This is a genomic window from Nocardioides szechwanensis, assembly GCF_900103935.1.
GTDB lineage: Bacteria > Actinomycetota > Actinomycetes > Propionibacteriales > Nocardioidaceae > Nocardioides > Nocardioides szechwanensis.
The window spans coordinates 142,268-157,819 of record NZ_FNIC01000006.1 but is presented as its reverse complement, the minus strand read 5'-3'; the positions used below and the strand labels follow the sequence as shown (position 1 = coordinate 157,819).

At 70.6% G+C, this 15,552-nt stretch carries 17 protein-coding genes; 12 read left to right on the top strand and 5 right to left on the bottom strand.

Annotation, left to right across the window (positions count from 1 at the left end; all coding sequences use genetic code 11):
• Nucleotides 1-60 precede the first annotated feature (60 nt).
• From BLR90_RS15020 to BLR90_RS14985, 8 genes are all read left to right on the top strand, one after another.
• Nucleotides 61-732, top strand: coding sequence for a TetR/AcrR family transcriptional regulator (locus BLR90_RS15020; protein ID WP_091026037.1), 672 nt, complete (start codon nucleotides 61-63; stop codon nucleotides 730-732).
• Between the two features lie 188 nt (nucleotides 733-920).
• Nucleotides 921-1,988 (top strand): recombinase RecA, encoded by a 1,068-nt coding sequence (recA, locus tag BLR90_RS15015; RefSeq protein ID WP_091026036.1) that lies wholly within the window; start codon nucleotides 921-923, stop codon nucleotides 1,986-1,988.
• Nucleotides 1,972-2,478, top strand: coding sequence for a regulatory protein RecX (locus tag BLR90_RS15010; RefSeq protein WP_091026035.1), 507 nt, complete (start codon nucleotides 1,972-1,974; stop codon nucleotides 2,476-2,478). Before recA ends, BLR90_RS15010 begins: the two co-directional genes overlap by 17 nt.
• Before the next feature lie 10 nt (nucleotides 2,479-2,488).
• Nucleotides 2,489-2,965, top strand: a complete 477-nt coding sequence (locus BLR90_RS15005) for a phosphoribosyltransferase (protein ID WP_091026034.1) — start codon at nucleotides 2,489-2,491, stop codon at nucleotides 2,963-2,965.
• Nucleotides 2,932-3,663: a GNAT family N-acetyltransferase gene (locus BLR90_RS15000; RefSeq protein WP_245715334.1), complete on the top strand. Its 732-nt coding sequence runs from the start codon at nucleotides 2,932-2,934 to the stop codon at nucleotides 3,661-3,663. The genes BLR90_RS15005 and BLR90_RS15000 overlap by 34 nt, the downstream gene beginning before the upstream one ends.
• 21 nt (nucleotides 3,664-3,684) lie before the next feature.
• Nucleotides 3,685-4,539 carry a PPK2 family polyphosphate kinase gene (locus BLR90_RS14995; protein WP_091026033.1) on the top strand — a complete coding sequence of 285 codons (855 nt, stop codon included), beginning with the start codon at nucleotides 3,685-3,687 and terminating at the stop codon, nucleotides 4,537-4,539.
• Entirely contained in the window at nucleotides 4,536-5,306 is a 771-nt protein-coding gene (locus tag BLR90_RS14990) for a HipA family kinase (RefSeq protein ID WP_091026032.1), read from the top strand. Before BLR90_RS14995 ends, BLR90_RS14990 begins: the two co-directional genes overlap by 4 nt.
• Nucleotides 5,306-5,689 (top strand): DUF3037 domain-containing protein, encoded by a 384-nt coding sequence (locus BLR90_RS14985; protein WP_091026031.1) that lies wholly within the window; start codon nucleotides 5,306-5,308, stop codon nucleotides 5,687-5,689. Before BLR90_RS14990 ends, BLR90_RS14985 begins: the two co-directional genes overlap by 1 nt.
• A gap of 10 nt (nucleotides 5,690-5,699) precedes the next feature.
• On the opposite strand, the gene BLR90_RS14980 is transcribed toward BLR90_RS14985, so the two are convergent.
• The 4 genes from BLR90_RS14980 to BLR90_RS14965 form a co-directional block, all read right to left on the bottom strand.
• On the bottom strand, nucleotides 5,700-6,443 hold the full coding sequence (locus BLR90_RS14980) for a sirohydrochlorin chelatase (protein ID WP_091026030.1): 744 nt from the start codon (nucleotides 6,441-6,443) through the stop codon (nucleotides 5,700-5,702).
• Between the two features lie 76 nt (nucleotides 6,444-6,519).
• Nucleotides 6,520-7,266: a phosphoadenylyl-sulfate reductase gene (locus BLR90_RS14975; RefSeq protein WP_091026029.1), complete on the bottom strand. Its 747-nt coding sequence runs from the start codon at nucleotides 7,264-7,266 to the stop codon at nucleotides 6,520-6,522.
• Nucleotides 7,263-7,433, bottom strand: coding sequence for a hypothetical protein (locus BLR90_RS21080; RefSeq protein WP_091026028.1), 171 nt, complete (start codon nucleotides 7,431-7,433; stop codon nucleotides 7,263-7,265). The genes BLR90_RS14975 and BLR90_RS21080 overlap by 4 nt, the downstream gene beginning before the upstream one ends.
• Nucleotides 7,430-9,145, bottom strand: coding sequence for a nitrite/sulfite reductase (locus BLR90_RS14965; RefSeq protein ID WP_091026027.1), 1,716 nt, complete (start codon nucleotides 9,143-9,145; stop codon nucleotides 7,430-7,432). Before BLR90_RS14965 ends, BLR90_RS21080 begins: the two co-directional genes overlap by 4 nt.
• Before the next feature lie 337 nt (nucleotides 9,146-9,482).
• Between BLR90_RS14965 and BLR90_RS14960 the strand changes: the two genes are divergently transcribed.
• Both BLR90_RS14960 and BLR90_RS14955 read left to right on the top strand, forming a co-directional pair.
• Complete coding sequence (locus BLR90_RS14960; RefSeq protein ID WP_091026026.1) at nucleotides 9,483-10,925, top strand: glycine hydroxymethyltransferase; 1,443 nt, start codon at nucleotides 9,483-9,485, stop codon at nucleotides 10,923-10,925.
• Nucleotides 10,926-11,511: 586 nt separating this feature from the next.
• Nucleotides 11,512-11,691, top strand: coding sequence for a hypothetical protein (locus BLR90_RS14955; RefSeq protein ID WP_091026025.1), 180 nt, complete (start codon nucleotides 11,512-11,514; stop codon nucleotides 11,689-11,691).
• Nucleotide 11,692: 1 nt separating this feature from the next.
• Here BLR90_RS14955 and BLR90_RS14950 read toward each other — a convergent pair whose 3' ends face one another.
• On the bottom strand, nucleotides 11,693-13,360 hold the full coding sequence (locus BLR90_RS14950; RefSeq protein ID WP_091026024.1) for an acyl-CoA dehydrogenase family protein: 1,668 nt from the start codon (nucleotides 13,358-13,360) through the stop codon (nucleotides 11,693-11,695).
• A 17-nt stretch (nucleotides 13,361-13,377) separates the two neighbouring features.
• Here BLR90_RS14950 and BLR90_RS14945 point away from each other — a divergent pair, with 17 nt between their 5' ends.
• Nucleotides 13,378-14,343 (top strand): YihY/virulence factor BrkB family protein, encoded by a 966-nt coding sequence (locus tag BLR90_RS14945; RefSeq protein WP_091026023.1) that lies wholly within the window; start codon nucleotides 13,378-13,380, stop codon nucleotides 14,341-14,343.
• A gap of 35 nt (nucleotides 14,344-14,378) precedes the next feature.
• Entirely contained in the window at nucleotides 14,379-15,479 is a 1,101-nt protein-coding gene (locus BLR90_RS14940) for a potassium channel family protein (protein WP_091026022.1), read from the top strand.
• Nucleotides 15,480-15,552 lie beyond the last annotated feature (73 nt).

The window sequence follows — 15,552 nt, the reverse complement described above, 5'->3', positions numbered from 1 at the left end:
CGTACTTAGTAAGGGAGACCGTACCGTACAAAGTACGGGGGTGCTATCGTCCGACCCGACATGTCTGCACCAGTGCCTTCGAGCCCCCCGTCCGACCGTGTCCCGCTGAGCCGGGACCGGGTGCTGGCCAGCGCGGTCGCGGTCGCCGACGCGCAGGGGCTGTCCGGGCTGACCATCCGTTCGCTGGCCGGCGACCTCGGGGTCAAGCCGATGTCGGTCTACCACCACGTGGCCAACAAGGAGGAGATCCTCGACGGCATCGTCGACGCGGTCTTCGGCGAGATGGAGGTGCCCAGCGACCAGGGGGAGTGGCGTGCCGAGATGACCCGGCGGGCACGGTCGGCGCGGGCCGCACTGCGGCGCCACCCGTGGGCGATCGGCCTGATGGAGTCGCGCACCAACCCCGGCCCGGCCACGCTGCGCCACCACGACGCCAGCATCGGGATGCTGCGCGCCGGCGGGTTCTCGGTCGTGCTCACCGCCCACGCGCTGGCGCTGGTCGACAGCTACGTCTACGGCTTCGCGCTGCAGGAGACGGGGCTGCCGTTCGAGGGCGCCGACACCGCCGCCGAGGTGGCCGGGACGATGCTGGAGCAGTTCGCCACGGGCCAGTACCCCCACCTCGTCGAGCTCGCGGAGCAGCACGTGATGCGGCCGGGCTACGACTTCGGCGACGAGTTCGGGTTCGGTCTCGAGCTGATCCTCGACGGGCTGGCCGCGGCGCGGCAGTAGCGCCGCACGCACGTCGTACGCGGAAGTCGGCGACACGCCGCACCCGGACCCACAGTCGAACAGGTGTTCGGGCTAGGTTGGTGCTCGCAAGCACGGGCGCGGGACTGTCGGTGGTCACCTCTAGCGTCCAGCCAGACGACGAAGACCGTAGATCCCAAGGCACCTCACAGACGTAAGGACACAAAATCATGGCTGGTGGAGACCCCCGCGACAAGGCGCTCGACGCGGCGCTGCTCAACATCGAGAAGCAGTTCGGCAAGGGCTCGGTGATGCGCCTGGGCGACGAGACCCGGGCCCCGCTCGAGGTCATCCCGACCGGCTCGATCGCCCTCGACGTGGCCCTGGGCCTCGGTGGTCTCCCGCGCGGTCGCGTGGTGGAGATCTACGGCCCCGAGTCCTCCGGCAAGACGACCGTCGCCCTGCACGCCGTGGCCAACGCCCAGCGCGCCGGCGGCATCGTGGCGTTCATCGACGCCGAGCACGCTCTCGACCCCGACTACGCCAAGAACCTCGGCGTCGACACCGACGCGCTGCTGGTCTCCCAGCCCGACTCCGGTGAGCAGGCGCTCGAGATCGCCGACATGCTGATCCGCTCCGGCGCGCTCGACCTGATCGTCATCGACTCCGTCGCCGCGCTCGTGCCCCGCGCCGAGATCGAGGGCGAGATGGGCGACAGCCACGTCGGTCTCCAGGCCCGGCTGATGAGCCAGGCGCTGCGCAAGATGACCGGCGCGCTCAACAACTCCAACACCACGATGATCTTCATCAACCAGCTCCGCGAGAAGATCGGCGTCATGTTCGGCTCACCCGAGACCACCACCGGTGGCAAGGCGCTGAAGTTCTACTCCTCGGTGCGCCTCGACGTGCGCCGCATCGAGACGCTCAAGGACGGCACCGACATGGTCGGCAACCGCACCCGCGTCAAGGTCGTCAAGAACAAGGTGGCCCCGCCGTTCAAGCAGGCCGAGTTCGACATCATGTACGGCAAGGGCATCAGCCGCGAGGGTGGCCTGATCGACGTGGGTGTCGAGGCGGGCCTGGTCCGCAAGGCCGGCGCTTGGTACACCTACGAGGGCGACCAGCTCGGCCAGGGCAAGGAAAACGCGCGCACCTTCCTCAAGGACAACCCCGACCTGGCCAACGAGCTGGAGAAGAAGATCCTCGAGAAGCTCGGTGTCGGCCCGCAGGTCGACGCGCCCGCCGACGCCCCTGCCGACGACTTGAGCGACGAGCCGATCGGTGTCGACTCCTTCTGACGGTCCGGCCGCCGACCCGGAGTCGGTCGCGCGCAAGATCCTGCTCGACCAGCTGACCGGCCAGCCCCGCACCCGCAATGAGCTGGCCACCAAGCTGGCCAAACGAGGTGTCCCCGACGACGTCGCCAAGCGTCTCCTCGACCGGTTCGAGGAGGTCGGCCTGATCAACGACGCCGCGTTCGCGCGGGAGTGGGTCGCCAGCCGTCAGCCCGGCAAGGGCCTGGCCGGTCGCGCCCTGGCTCAGGAGTTGCGGCGCAAGGGCATCGACGACGAGGTCGCCCGCGAGGCCCTCGACACCATCGACCCCGCCGACGAGGAGCACTCCGCCCGGCTGCTGGTCCGCAAGAAGCTGCGCACCCTCTCCCGGGTCGACGACACCACCGCCACCCGCCGCCTGGTCGGGATGCTCGCCCGCAAGGGCTACGGCCCCTCCATGGCGTTCTCCGTCGTCAAGGACGAGCTAGCCCAGGCAGACCGCGAAGCGCCCTAGGATCAGCCGCGTGGCTGACGAGCGGGAGATCCTGACCTACGAGCAGTTCGGCGTCGCGGTGCGAGACCTCGCGCAGATGGTGGTGGACGACGGCTACGAACCCGACCTGATCCTCTCCATCGCCCGCGGCGGGCTCGGGCTCGGCATGGGCCTGGGCTACGCGCTCGGCGTCAAGAACCTCTCCGCCGTCAACGTGGAGTTCTACACCGGCGTCGAGACCCGCCTCGACGTGCCGATCATGCTGCCGCCCACGCCGGCGGCGGTCGACCTGTCCGGCTTCAAGGTGCTGATCGCCGACGACGTCGCCGACACCGGCAAGACGCTCGAGATCGTGCGCGACTTCTGCGCCGACCACGTCGCGGAGGCCCGGGAGGCGGTGATCTACGAGAAGCCGTGGACCGTCGTGCGTCCCGCCTACGTGTGGCGCCACACGGAGGCGTGGATCGACTTCCCGTGGTCGTCCCTGCCCCCGGTGAGCCGCAGCTGATGCGGCTCGTCGTCAGCGACCGGGGGCACGACCTGCTCGGGGCGGTGCACGCGGGGGAGTCGTGGGCGTCCGCGGCCCGACGTACTGTCGCCAGCCTCCACGCCGACCCCGTGCCGGTCGACCTGTCGAGCGAGACGCTGCAGTTCCGGATCGACCACGACAACCGGGTCACCGTGCGCGCGATGACCCAGGGCGACCTGGCCGACGTCACCCGCTGGCGGCAGTCCGAGCACGTGCACCGCTGGTGGGCCAGCGACGGCGACCCGACGCCCGAGGCCGTCCAGGCGGCGTACGGCCCGGCGGTCGACGGCATGACGCCGACCCGGATGTACGTCGCCGAGGTCAACGGCCGCTCGATCGGCTTCCTGCAGGACTACCTGATTGCCGACTACCCGGAGTTCGCGCTCCTGTGCCCCCACCCGCAGGCGGTGGGCGTGGACTTCGCGATCGGTGAGATCGCCTGGGTGGGCCGGGGCTTCGGGCCGCGGATCCTGTGGGCGTGGATGGAGCGGGCGCGCAAGCGCTTCCCGCAGGCGACGTCGTTCTTCGCGGCGCCCGACCACCGCAACCGGGCGTCGCTGCGGATGCTGGCCAAGGTCGGCTTCACCGAGGGACTGTGGTTCGACGAGCCCAAGAGTGACGGCACGGTCGACACCGTGGTCGGCTGCACCCTCGACGTGTCCACGGTCCTCGGGTGACGGTGCTGGGATAGTGGCCCCATGAGCCTGCCCCCCGTCGAGCCGCTGGTCCGACTGCCTCCCGGCCCCGTCGATCTCTCGTCCATCCAGACCGACGCCACCCCGGGCTTCGAGGGCGACAAGGAGGCGGGCGAGGCCGAGCTCGCCGCGATCGGCCCCGAGCTCGCCGGCGTGCAGGAGCGCCTGTTCGCGGAGCGTACGACAGGGTCGCCGCGCAGCCTGCTCCTGGTGCTCCAGGGCATGGACACCTCCGGCAAGGGCGGGGTGCTGCGCTACACCGTCGGCCTGGTCGACCCGCAGGGCGTGCAGATCAAGGCGTTCAAGGCGCCGACCAAGACCGAGCTGAGCCGCGACTTCCTGTGGCGGATCAAGCGGGCGCTGCCCGAGCCGGGCCACATCGGGGTCTTCGACCGGTCGCACTACGAGGACGTCCTGATCGCCCGGGTCCACCAGCTGGCGTCGGCCGCGGAGATCGAGCGCCGGTACGGCGCGATCAACGACTTCGAGGCCGAGCTGGTCGCGAGCGGCACCGTGGTCCTCAAGTGCATGCTGCACATCTCGGCGGTCGAGCAGAAGGAGCGCCTCCTGTCCCGGCTCGACGACCCCGCCAAGCACTGGAAGTTCAACCCCGGCGACGTCGACGAGCGCGCGCACTGGGCGGCGTACCAGGACGCCTACGAGATCGCCCTCGAGCGCACCAACACCGAGGTCGCGCCCTGGCACGTCGTGCCCAGCGACCGCAAGTGGTCGCGCAACCTGACGATCGCGCGACTGCTCAACGAGCGCCTCAAGGCGATGGCTCCGGTCTGGCCAGTCGCCGACTTCGACGTCGAGGAGCAGCGGGCCCGGTTGCTCAACGAGGTCCTCCAGACGTGATCCCGACCGTGTCCGTCACGCGCTACATCACCCCGCTGCGCGAGGGCGGCAGCCTGCCCGGGCTCGTGGAGGCCGACGACCTCGGCACCTACGTCTGCAAGTTCCGCGGCGCCGGCCAGGGCGTACGGGTCCTGATCGCCGAGGTGATCGTGGGCGAGCTCGCCCGGCGCCTGGGCCTCCACACCCCTCGCCTGGTCGCGCTCGAGCTTGACCCCGAGATCGCGCGTTACGAGGCCGACGAGGAGGTCCAGGACCTGCTCAACGCCAGCCCGGGGCTCAACCTGGGCGTGGACTTCCTCCCGGGCTCCTTCGGGTACGACGGAGAGGCGCCGGCCGGCGACCACGACGCCGCCACCGTGGTGTGGCTGGACGCGTTCTGCGCCAACGTCGACCGGACCTGGCGCAACCCCAACCTGCTGCTGTGGCACGGCAACCTGTGGGTGATCGACCACGGCGCCTCGCTCTACTTCCACCACGCCTGGTCCGGCGGCGTGACCGACCCGGCGCGGTTCGCCGACCAGCCGTGGGACCCCGCTGACCACGTCCTGCTCGGCCAGGTGCGCGCGCTGGGTGAGACCGATGCCCGCCTGTCGGCACTGGTGACCCCGGAGCTGATCGCCGACGTCGTCGCCGAGGTGCCCGACGCCTGGCTCGACGGCGCCGGCACCGCCGGCGTCGAGGGCGCCGAGCAGCACCGGGCGGCGTACGTCTCGTTCCTCACTGCCCGGCTCGGCTCCCGGCAGTGGCTCCCGAAGGTGGCCGGCTGATGACCGCGAAGCTGTCCTACCAGTACGTCGTCCTGCGCTGCGTGCCGCGCGTCGAGCGCGAGGAGTTCCTCAACGTCGGGGTCGTCCTCTATTGCCACGCGACCGACTTCCTCGACGTCGCCTGGCAGGTCGACCGCGAGCGGCTCCAGGCTTTCGACCCGCGCATCGACGTCGACCAGGTCTGTGACGCCCTCGACTTCGTCAAGGCGGTCTGCACCGGCGACCCCCGCGTCGGCGCCGCCGCGACCAAGCCCGTCAGCCAGCGCTTCGGCTTCCTCAAGGCCCCCAAGAGCACTGTCATCCAGCCCGGCCCCGTCCACGGTGGCCTCACCTCCGACCCACCCCGCCAGCTCGAACGCCTCCTCCACCAGCTCGTCGGGTGACGGGTCAGCGCTAGACGGGGACGAGCTCCACAGCACCGACGGCGTAGCGGGCGAGGATGGTGCGGGCCACCTCGGGGTGGGCGCCCAGGGGAGCGGAGACGGCGACGGCGCCGGCCTCGAGGGCGAGTTCGGAGGCGCGGTCGACGAGGCTGCCGGGGGCGAGGAAGAGCGAGGCCACGGCGATGTGACGACGACCCTCGGCCCGGAAGGCGCGCACCGCCTCACCGGTCGCCGGCGGCGCGCTCGAGGCGTACGCCGCGCTGACCGGCAGCTTGTGGTGCGTTCCCCAGAGCCGGGCCAGGCGGGCGACCGCCTGGTTGGCGAGCGGGTCGGTCGAGCCGGCTGCGGCGAGCACGAGCGCGTCGAGCTCACGGACCCGCGAGTGACGCAGTGCCTCGCGCAGGCGCTCGTCGAGCACCTCGAGGAAGCAGGCCTCGAGGCCGAGGATCGAGGTGACCCGGATCTGCAGGCCGGGGTGGCGTGTGGTCGCCTCGGCGATGGCCTCGGGTACGTCGACCTGGGCGTGGAACGCCTCGGTCAGCAGTAGCGGCACGACGACGATCTCGTCGTACCCCGCCTTGACCAGCCGGTCGACGACGGTCTGGAAGCCCGGCTTGGCCAGGTCCAGGAACGCCTTCTCGACGCGCAGGTCGGGGCGCATCGCCTTGACCTCGCTGACCAGGGCGGTGATGGTCTTGGTCGACCGCGGGTCACGACTTCCGTGAGCCAGAGCCACCAGTGCAGGAGCAGCCATCAGCGCGGCCTCCTCTCGTGTACGGATGATGCGGTGAGACCGACGACGTTGTCGGAGACGTGGGACCGGGAGTCGTTCATGAGTGGATCCCGCACTCGGTCTTGTTGGTGCCCGCCCAGCGGCCGCTGCGCGGGTCCTCGCCGGGCGCGACCCGACGCGTGCACGGCGCGCAGCCGATCGACGGGTAGCCGTCGTAGACGAGCGGGTTGACCAGCACGCCGTTGTCGACGATGTACTGCTCCACCTGCTCGTCGCTCCAGCGCGCCAGGGGCGAGACCTTGACCTTGCCCTTCTTGGCGTCCCAGCCGATGACCGGCGCGATGACCCGGTTGTGGGTCTCGGCGCGCCGCAGCCCGGTCGCCCAGGCGTCGTACGACGCCAGCGAGTCGGCCAGCGGCTTCACCTTGCGCAGCGCGCAGCACAGGTCGGGGTCGGTCTTGTAGAGGTCCTTGCCGTACGCCGCGTCCTGCTCGGCGACCGACTGGACCGGCGTGATGGTGAGCAGGTTGACGTTGAGGGTGGCCTCGACGGCGTCGCGGGTCCCGATGGTCTCGACGAAGTGGTAGCCGGTGTCGAGGAAGACCACGTCGACGCCCGGGACCGTCTTGGCGGCCAGGTCGGCGAGCACGGCGTCGCCCATCGAGGAGGTGATGCAGAAGCGCTCACCGAAGGTCGCGGCCGCCCACTCGATGATGTGCTCGGCGGGAGCGAGCTCGAGCTCGGCACCCCAGTGGGAGACCAGCTCGCGCAGCTCCTCGGGGGAGCGGCCGTGAGTCTGCGAGCCACGGTTGGCGCGCGCGGCCGCGGTGGTGGCGGTCGTCATGACTTCACCTCCCGGCGCAGCATCCCGAGCATCTTCACCGTGAAGGCGCGCTGGCACGAACGGCACTCCCAGGCACCCTTGGCCGACGCGTCCGTGGACTCGTGCGGCCAGAGGTTGTCGTCCCCGCAGTAGGGGCAGTGGAAGGGCACCGCTCGCTCGTTGCTCATAGTTGTGACAACGCCTTGTCGCCCCGGAGCAATTCCTCGTCGGCCCGCGCGACCCAGGCCGCGAAGCGCTCGTCCGCGGTGCGGTCGGCGAGGAAGTTGCCCACGACGTTGGTGATGTAGTCGTCGAGGCCGGCGCTGGTCACCTTGTGGGCGCGCAGCTTGCGACCGAAGTTGGCCTCGAGCCCGGTGGCACCGCCGAGGTGCACCTGGAAGCCCTCGACCTGCTCGCCGTCGGACATGACCAGCTGGCCCTTGAGCCCGATGTCGGCGACCTGGGTACGGGCGCAGGCGTTGGGGCAGCCGTTGACGTTGACGGTGATCGGGGTGTCGAGGTCGGGGAAGCGCTTCTCGAGCTCGCCGACCAGCAGCCGGGCCCGCTCCTTGGTGTCGACGATCGCGAGCTTGCAGAACTCGATGCCGGTGCAGGCCATCGTGTTGCGCCGCCAGTTGGAGGGCCGGGCCGACAGCCCGATCTCGTCGAGCCGCGCCACCAGTGACTCGACCTTGTCCTCGTCGACACCGATCAGCACGATCTTCTGGTACGGCGTGAGGCGGGCGCCGGCGACGCCGTACTCGTCGATCAGGTCGGCGAGCTGGACCAGCAGCGTGCCTGAGACCCGGCCGACGGTCGGCGCGATGCCGACGTAGAACTTGCCGTCCTTCTGGGCGTGTACGCCGATGTGGTCGCGGTGGCCGACCGGCGACGGCGGGGAGGGGCAGGACACGAGCTTGCGCTCGAGGTACTCGTTCTCGAGGACCTCGCGGAACTTGTCGACTCCCCAGTCGGCGACGAGGTACTTCAGCCGGGCGCGCGAGCGCAGCCGGCGGTAGCCGTAGTCGCGGAAGATCCCGGCGACGCCGGCCCAGGCGTCGGCCACCTCGTCGAGGGGGATCCAGACGCCCAGCCGGACCGCGAGCATCGGGTTGGTGGACAGGCCGCCGCCGACCCACAGGTCGAAGCCGGGGCCGTGCTCCGGGTGGATGGTGCCGACGAACGACACGTCGTTGGTCTCGGGGCACACGTCGTGGCCCGGGTGGCCGGTGACCGCGGTCTTGAACTTGCGCGGGAAGTTGGAGAAGTCGGGGTTGCCGATGAAGCGGCGGTAGATCTCCTCGAGGGCGGGGGTGCCGTCGATGATCTCGTCGACCGACACGCCGGCGACGGGGGAGCCGAGGAACGGCCGCGGGGAGTCGCCGCAGGCCTCGATGCTGCTCAGCCCGGCGGCGTCGAGCCGGTCCCAGATCTCGGGGACGTCCTCGACGCGGATCCAGTGGTACTGGATGTTCTCGCGGTCGGTGACGTCGGCGGTGTCACGGGCGAAGTCGACGCCGATCTGGCCGAGCGCCCGGACGGCGGCTCCGGTCAGCAGCTGGCCGTCGGAGCGGACGCGGAGCATGAAGTACTCGTCGTCGAGCTCCTCCTCTTCGAGCATCGCGGTCTTGCCGCCGTCGAAGCCGGGCGCGCGCTGGGTGTAGAGGCCCATCCACCGGAAGCGGCCGCGGAGGTCGGCCGGGTCGATCGAGGAGAAGCCGCGCTTGGAGTAGATGTTGATGATCCGAGCACGCACGTTGAGCGCGTCGTCGTCCTTCTTGGCCTGCTCGTTCTTGTTGAGCGGCTCGGTGTAGCCGAAAGCCCACTGCCCCTCGGCCCGCTTGGGGCGGGGCACCTCGGTGTGGGCCGGGGGCCGGGACTGGAAGCGCAGATCGGGCATGAGGAACTGGTCCTTCGCTGAGGGAGCGTGCGACGTCGGGCACGCGGGAGACGGATCGGACTGGCGTCTTTCAGCGGGGCCAACACATCGCGCTGCGCGTACGCCCGAAGTCCACGTGGCGTCGTACCACGAGGTAGGCATGCGTCTGCGCGCTGATCATGTCAAGCAGTCTCACTGTTTGGACGTGCCTCTCACAACCGGGAATCCCATGATGTGGACACCAAGTCCATAATACGGACAAAGTCGTACGTCGTTCCCGCCTGAGATCGCCACCAGTGCGGCGCAGGTCACACGTGCGGGTTGGGCGCCTCCCGCCTGCCTCACTAGGCTGCCGCTCATGGCCGACCTGAACGCCCTGACCAGCAGCGCCTACTCCCAAGCTCTCGAGGTCATCGCCTCGGTCGAGCCGCGCATCGCCGAGGCGACGCGCAAGGAGCTGGCCGACCAACGCAGCTCACTGAAGCTGATCGCGAGCGAGAACTACGCCTCCCCGGCGGTGCTGCTCACGATGGGCACCTGGTTCAGCGACAAGTACGCCGAGGGCACGATCGGCCACCGCTTCTACGCCGGCTGCCAGAACGTCGACACCGTCGAGTCGCTCGCCGCCGAGCATGCTCGTGAGCTCTTCGGCGCGGAGTACGCCTACGCCCAGCCCCACTCCGGCATCGACGCCAACCTGGTCGCCTTCTGGTCGATCCTCGCCCATCGCGTCGAGGGTCCGTGGCTCGAGAAGGCCGGCTCCAAGAACGTCAACGAGCTCACCGACGCCGACTGGGAGAGCCTGCGGCACGAGCTGGGCAACCAGCGCCTGCTCGGCATGTCGCTCGACGCCGGCGGCCACCTGACACACGGCTTCCGCCCCAACATCAGCGGCAAGATGTTCCACCAGCAGCAGTACGGCACCGACCCCGAGACCGGACTGCTCGACTACGCGAAGGTCGCGGCCAAGGCGCGCGAGTTCAAGCCGCTGATCCTGGTGGCGGGCTACTCCGCCTACCCCCGCCGGGTCGACTTCGCCAAGATGCGCGAGATCGCCGACGAGGTCGGCGCGACCCTGATGGTCGACATGGCGCACTTCGCCGGGCTGGTCGCCGGCAAGGTCTTCACCGGCGACGAGGACCCGGTGCCGCACGCCCACGTCGTCACCACCACGACCCACAAGAGCCTGCGCGGCCCGCGCGGCGGCATGGTGCTGGCCACGGAGGAGTACGCCGCGTCAGTCGACCGCGGCTGCCCGATGGTGCTCGGCGGCCCGCTGTCGCACGTGATGGCCGCCAAGGCCGTGGCGCTGGCCGAGGCCCGCCAGCCGTCGTTCCAGACCTACGCCCAGCAGGTCGCCGACAACGCCAAGTCGCTGGCCGAGGGCTTCCTCAAGCGCGACGCGCGCCTGGTCACCGGCGGCACCGACAACCACCTGGTGCTGCTCGACGTCTCCGGCTTCGGGCTCACCGGCCGGCAGGCCGAGTCGGCGCTGCTCGACGCCGGCGTGGTCACCAACCGCAACTCGATCCCGGCCGACCCCAACGGCGCCTGGTACACCTCCGGCATCCGCCTCGGCACCCCGGCGCTGACGACCCGCGGCTTCGGCCGCGACGAGTTCGACCACGTCGCCGAGCTGGTCGTCCACGTCCTGCAGAACACCCAGCCCGGCACCACCAAGGCCGGCGGCCCCTCCAAGGCGTCGTACGCCCTCGGTGACGGCGTGGCCGACAAGGTCAAGGACGCATCCGCCGAGATGCTCGACAAGCACCCGCTCTACCCGGGACTCGAGCTCTCCTAGGGCTCAACCGGCGGTCGAGGCCAACAGGTCGAGGCTGTGCCGGGCAATGGCCGCGCGCGCGGCAGCCAGCCGCTCGAGCTGCGGTGTCATCGGCTGGTCGAGCACCTCGAAGGGCACGGCGGAGATGCCGCTGAAGAGCTGGAGCTGGAGCGCGTGCGCGCGCCGTACCGCCGACTCGTCGACGACCAGGCCCTCGGCCGCCAGCCCGGCCGTGGGCGTAGACCTGCACCGACCAGTCGAACTCGCCTACGTGGCGCAGCGGAGCGACCCGTGGGCTGGCCGCGAGCCGACCCAGCAGGTGGGCGGCGCGCTCGAAGCGCGGCCGGTCCCACGGGCGCGGCGGGGTGGCTGACGTCCTCGAGCCAGACGGCATGGTGAGGCCGTTCGGCAGTCGGTCGCCCAGGTCGGAGCGGTAGGCCAGGGGTTCGGTGCGCCAGGGCACGCCTGCCGCAGCCAGCTCAGCGAACTCCGGCGGGACTTCCGCGAAGAACGGCGAGCGCACCCATGCCTGCACGTGCTTCACGAACAGCCGGTAGGCCCTGCGCCCGGCGGGGGTCGTCGCCGTCCCCGACACGACGGGGTCAGCGTGACGGACCTGGCCGACCGCAGGGTCCGGCTCGTACGCCGCACCGCGCGAGGCGACGACGACGTCCGCGCGGTGAGCGCGCGTCTCGGTGAGGTTGAGCGCGGCTGGGCCGAGAGGGTGGGCCCGCGCCGCTACCGGGCGTTCCGGGAGGTCTTGGTCGAGCTCGCCTTCCTCACGTGAGCTAGACGGTGGGCGTGGTGCGCTCCACGATCGCCCGCAGGTCGCCGCCGTCGAGCGCGCCGAAGACTCCGTCGTACGACGTGCCGAGCCGCGAGGCGCAGAAGACGTCGGCCACCTCGGGCGGCGCGAAGCGCACGAGCAGCGAGCCCTGGAGGCAGAGCGCCATGCGCGAGGCCAGGCGTCGAGCACCCACCTCCAACGACGCGGTGTCGCCGAGCATGGCCAGCGTGTCGTCGATGGCGCGGTCGAGGCGGGCGTCGCCGCCGCGGGCGAGGCCGACCTCGGTGATCCAGGCCGACAGCACCTCGGGCTCGCGGCTCAGCGCGCGCAGGACGTCGAGAGCGTTGACGTTGCCCGAGCCCTCCCACACGGAGTTGAGCGGCGCCTCGCGGTAGAGCAGCGGCATCACCGACTCCTCGACGTAGCCGTTGCCGCCCAGGCACTCGAGCGCCTCCGCAACGTGCATCGGCGTGCGCTTGCAGACCCAGAACTTCGCGAGCGGCAGCGCGATCCGGCGCAGCGCCGCCTCGTGGGGGTCGTCGAGGTTGTCGACCGCGGCCGCGAGTCGTACGGCGACAGCGGTGGCGGCCTCTGCCTCCACGGCGAGGTCGGCGAGGACGTTCTGCATGAGCGGCTTGTCGGCGAGCAGCGAGCCGAACGCCGAGCGGTGGGCGGCGTGCCACGACGCCTCGGAGACCGCGCGGCGCATCAGCGAGGTCGAGCCGAGCACGCAGTCGAGCCGGGTCGCGGCGACCATCTCGATGATCGTGCGCACGCCCCGGCCCTCGTCGCCGAGCCGGTAGGCGACGGTGCCGTCGAACTCGAGCTCCGAGGATGCGTTGGAGCGGTTGCCCAGCTTGTCCTTGAGCCGCACGACGTCGAGCAGGTTGCGCGACCCGTCGGGCAGCACCCGCGGCAGCACGAAGCAGGTCACGCCACCGGCGGCCTGCGCCAGCACCAGGAACATGTCGTTCATCGGCGCGGACGTGAACCACTTGTGCCCGTGCAGCGTGTACTCACCGTCGACGGAGGTCGGCCGGGCCACCGTCACGTTGGCGCGGACGTCGGAGCCGCCCTGCTTCTCGGTCATCCCCATGCCCGCGAGGGCGCCGCGCTTGTCGGCGATCGGCCGCAGCCCGGGGTCGTAGGTGGTCGACGCGAGCAGCGGCGTCCACTCCTTCGCGATCGCGTCGTCGGCGCGCAGCGCGGGGATCGCGGCGTACGTCATCGAGATCGGGCAGCCGTGTCCCGGCTCGGTGTGCGACCACGCCATGAACCCGGCCGCGCGGCGCACGTGGGCGTGCGGGGCGCCGGCCTCCTGCTGCTCCCACGGCGTCGCCGCGAGCCCGTGCCCGACCGCGCGCTCCATCAGCCAGTGCCACGACGGGTGGAAGCTGACCTCGTCGATCCGGTTGCCATAGCGGTCGTACGGCGTCAGCAGCGGGTGGTGCTCGTTGGCGAGCTGGCCGTGCTCACGCGCCTCGGCCGTGCCTGCCTCGCGGCCGACCGCCTCGATGTCCGCGAGCACGTCGGCGGAGCCGTGGCGCAGCACCGCCTCGGTGAGGGCCAGGTCGCTGGTGACCACGTTGTGCCCGACCAGCGGGGGCGCCTGGTTGGTGGTGACGCGCACGTCGCGTCGCGTCGGGGTTGGCGAGTCGGAGAGTGCCATACGGATACCGTAAGGCCATGACGGCGGACACTCGGGACACCGCCTCCTCCGACGGGACGACCCCGTGGCACCGGCGCGTCGCCGACACCGTCTGGCGCCTGATCGTGACCACGGTCGCGGCCTGCCTGCGCTACCGCGTCACCGGCCTCGCGGCCGAGGCGGCGTTCTTCGCGGTGCTGTCGGTGCCGCCGCTGATCTTCGCCCTCGCGGGCGCGATCGGCTACGTCTCCGACCGGTTCACCGCGGCCCAGGTGGAGGAGGTCCGGCAGGCGGTGATCGACCTGTCGTCGTCGTTCCTGACCGAGAGCGCGGTCGACCGGATCATCGTCCCGACCATCAACGACGTGCTCAAGGGCGGCCGCTTCGACGTGATCTCGCTGGGCTTCGTGCTGGCCCTGTGGTCGGGGTCGCGGGCGCTCAACGTCTTCGTCGACACGATCACGATCATGCACGGGCTCGGCGGGCACCGCGGGATCGTCAAGACCCGCGCGCTGTCGTTCGTGCTCTACATCCTGGCCATGATCACCGGCGCGGTCTCGATCCCGCTGGTGGTCGCGGGGCCCCGGCTGGTGGCCGAGGTGCTGCCGGACCGCGCCGACTTCGTCATGAACTTCTACTGGCCGGTCGTCATCATCCTGTGCATCTGCTTCCTCGCCACGCTCTACCACGTGTCGGTGCCGGTGCGGACCAACTGGAGCTTCAACCTCCCGGGCGCGACGTTCTCGCTGATCGCCTGGATCCTCGGCTCCTACGTGCTGCGCTGGGTGCTCACGGTCACGGCCGCCGACTCGAAGTCGATCTACGGGCCGCTCGCCGCGCCGATCGCCGTACTCCTGTGGCTCTACATCCTGGCGCTCGCCGTGCTCATCGGAGCGGCCGTCAACGCCGCCTTCGACACGGTGTTCCCGCAGAAGACGACGATGCGCGCCCGCATGGAGCTGATGAACCGGATCAGGAACCGCATGACGAAGGACCGCCCCTGACCGGATCGCACCACCGGGTCCACTAGATTCGCCACGTGCAGGACCACTCGAACGACCAGGCGGGGACCGCCTTCCGGGGTCAGATCTCCCTCCCCGACGTCGTCCGATCACCCTGGTGGGAGCTCGGGCGCCGGCTCCTGGCCGCACTCACGATCCTGGTCGGCACCGTCTTGCTGGTCTGGTTCGACAAGGACGGCTACGTCGACGGCAACGATCCCAAGAACATCATCAGCTTCACCGACGCCATCTACTACACGACCGTCACCCTGAGCACGACCGGTTACGGTGACATCGCGCCGGTCACCGACGGCGCCCGGATGATCAACGCGTTCATCATCACCCCCGCCCGCATCGCCTTCCTGGTCCTGTTGATCGGCACCACCCTCGAGGTGCTGGCGTCGCAGGGCCGTGAGATGTTCCGGGTCTCTCGCTGGAGGAAGAACATGGGCCACCACGTCGTCGTCGTCGGCTACGGCACCAAGGGGCGCAGCGCCGTCGAGACGCTGGTCAACAACGGGCTCAACCGCGAATCGGTCGTGATCGTCGACCCGAGCCCGGTCGCGGTGGCCGACGCGCACGCCGACGGCCTGGCGATCGTCTCCGGCGACGCCACCAGGCGCGAGGTGCTGCGCCGAGCGGGTGTCGGCGAGGCCGACCAGGTCATCATCACCACCAACCGCGACGACTCCAACGTGCTCGCCGCGCTCACGGTGCGCCAGCTCAACCCCGACGCCTGGATCGTCGCCGCGGTCAAGGAGCAGGAGAACGCCCCGCTGATGCGCCAGTCGGGCGCCAACTCGGTGATCACCTCCTCCGACGCGGTCGGACGCCTGCTCGGGCTCTCGTCGCTGTCACCGACGCTGGGCTCCGTGATGGAGGACCTGCTGACGTACGGCGAGGGCCTCGAGGTCGCCGAGCGGGACCTGCTCGTCAGCGAGGTCGGCAAGCAGCCGCAGCAGCTGCCCGACCAGGTGATCTCGGTCGTGCGCGACGAGAAGGTCTACCGCTACTTCGACCCCGTGGTCACCCAGCTGGCCCGCGGCGACCGGCTGATCGTCGTACGCCCGGCCAAGGAGCTGCCGTGGGCGCCACGCCCCGGCACCCACGACGAGGACACCGCCGACGAGGACGCCTGACGGCTGCTGGTCTGGACCAGCACAACTCGTGCGTGATGCCTCGGGGGTTGCCTCGTTGGATCCAGGACGGGAG

Bases quoted from the DNA above. Each gene is read 5' to 3' on its own strand.
- BLR90_RS14950 (WP_091026024.1), bottom strand. From the start codon at position 13,360: ATGGCACTCTCCGACTCGCCAACCCCGACGCGACGCGACGTGCGCGTC.
- recA (WP_091026036.1), top strand. From the start codon at position 921: ATGGCTGGTGGAGACCCCCGCGACAAGGCGCTCGACGCGGCGCTGCTC.
- BLR90_RS15020 (WP_091026037.1), top strand. From the start codon at position 61: ATGTCTGCACCAGTGCCTTCGAGCCCCCCGTCCGACCGTGTCCCGCTG.
- BLR90_RS14985 (WP_091026031.1), top strand. From the start codon at position 5,306: ATGACCGCGAAGCTGTCCTACCAGTACGTCGTCCTGCGCTGCGTGCCG.
- BLR90_RS21080 (WP_091026028.1), bottom strand. From the start codon at position 7,433: ATGAGCAACGAGCGAGCGGTGCCCTTCCACTGCCCCTACTGCGGGGAC.
- BLR90_RS14945 (WP_091026023.1), top strand. From the start codon at position 13,378: ATGACGGCGGACACTCGGGACACCGCCTCCTCCGACGGGACGACCCCG.
- BLR90_RS14975 (WP_091026029.1), bottom strand. From the start codon at position 7,266: ATGACGACCGCCACCACCGCGGCCGCGCGCGCCAACCGTGGCTCGCAG.
- BLR90_RS14980 (WP_091026030.1), bottom strand. From the start codon at position 6,443: ATGGCTGCTCCTGCACTGGTGGCTCTGGCTCACGGAAGTCGTGACCCG.
- BLR90_RS14995 (WP_091026033.1), top strand. From the start codon at position 3,685: ATGAGCCTGCCCCCCGTCGAGCCGCTGGTCCGACTGCCTCCCGGCCCC.
- BLR90_RS14960 (WP_091026026.1), top strand. From the start codon at position 9,483: ATGGCCGACCTGAACGCCCTGACCAGCAGCGCCTACTCCCAAGCTCTC.
- BLR90_RS14965 (WP_091026027.1), bottom strand. From the start codon at position 9,145: ATGCCCGATCTGCGCTTCCAGTCCCGGCCCCCGGCCCACACCGAGGTG.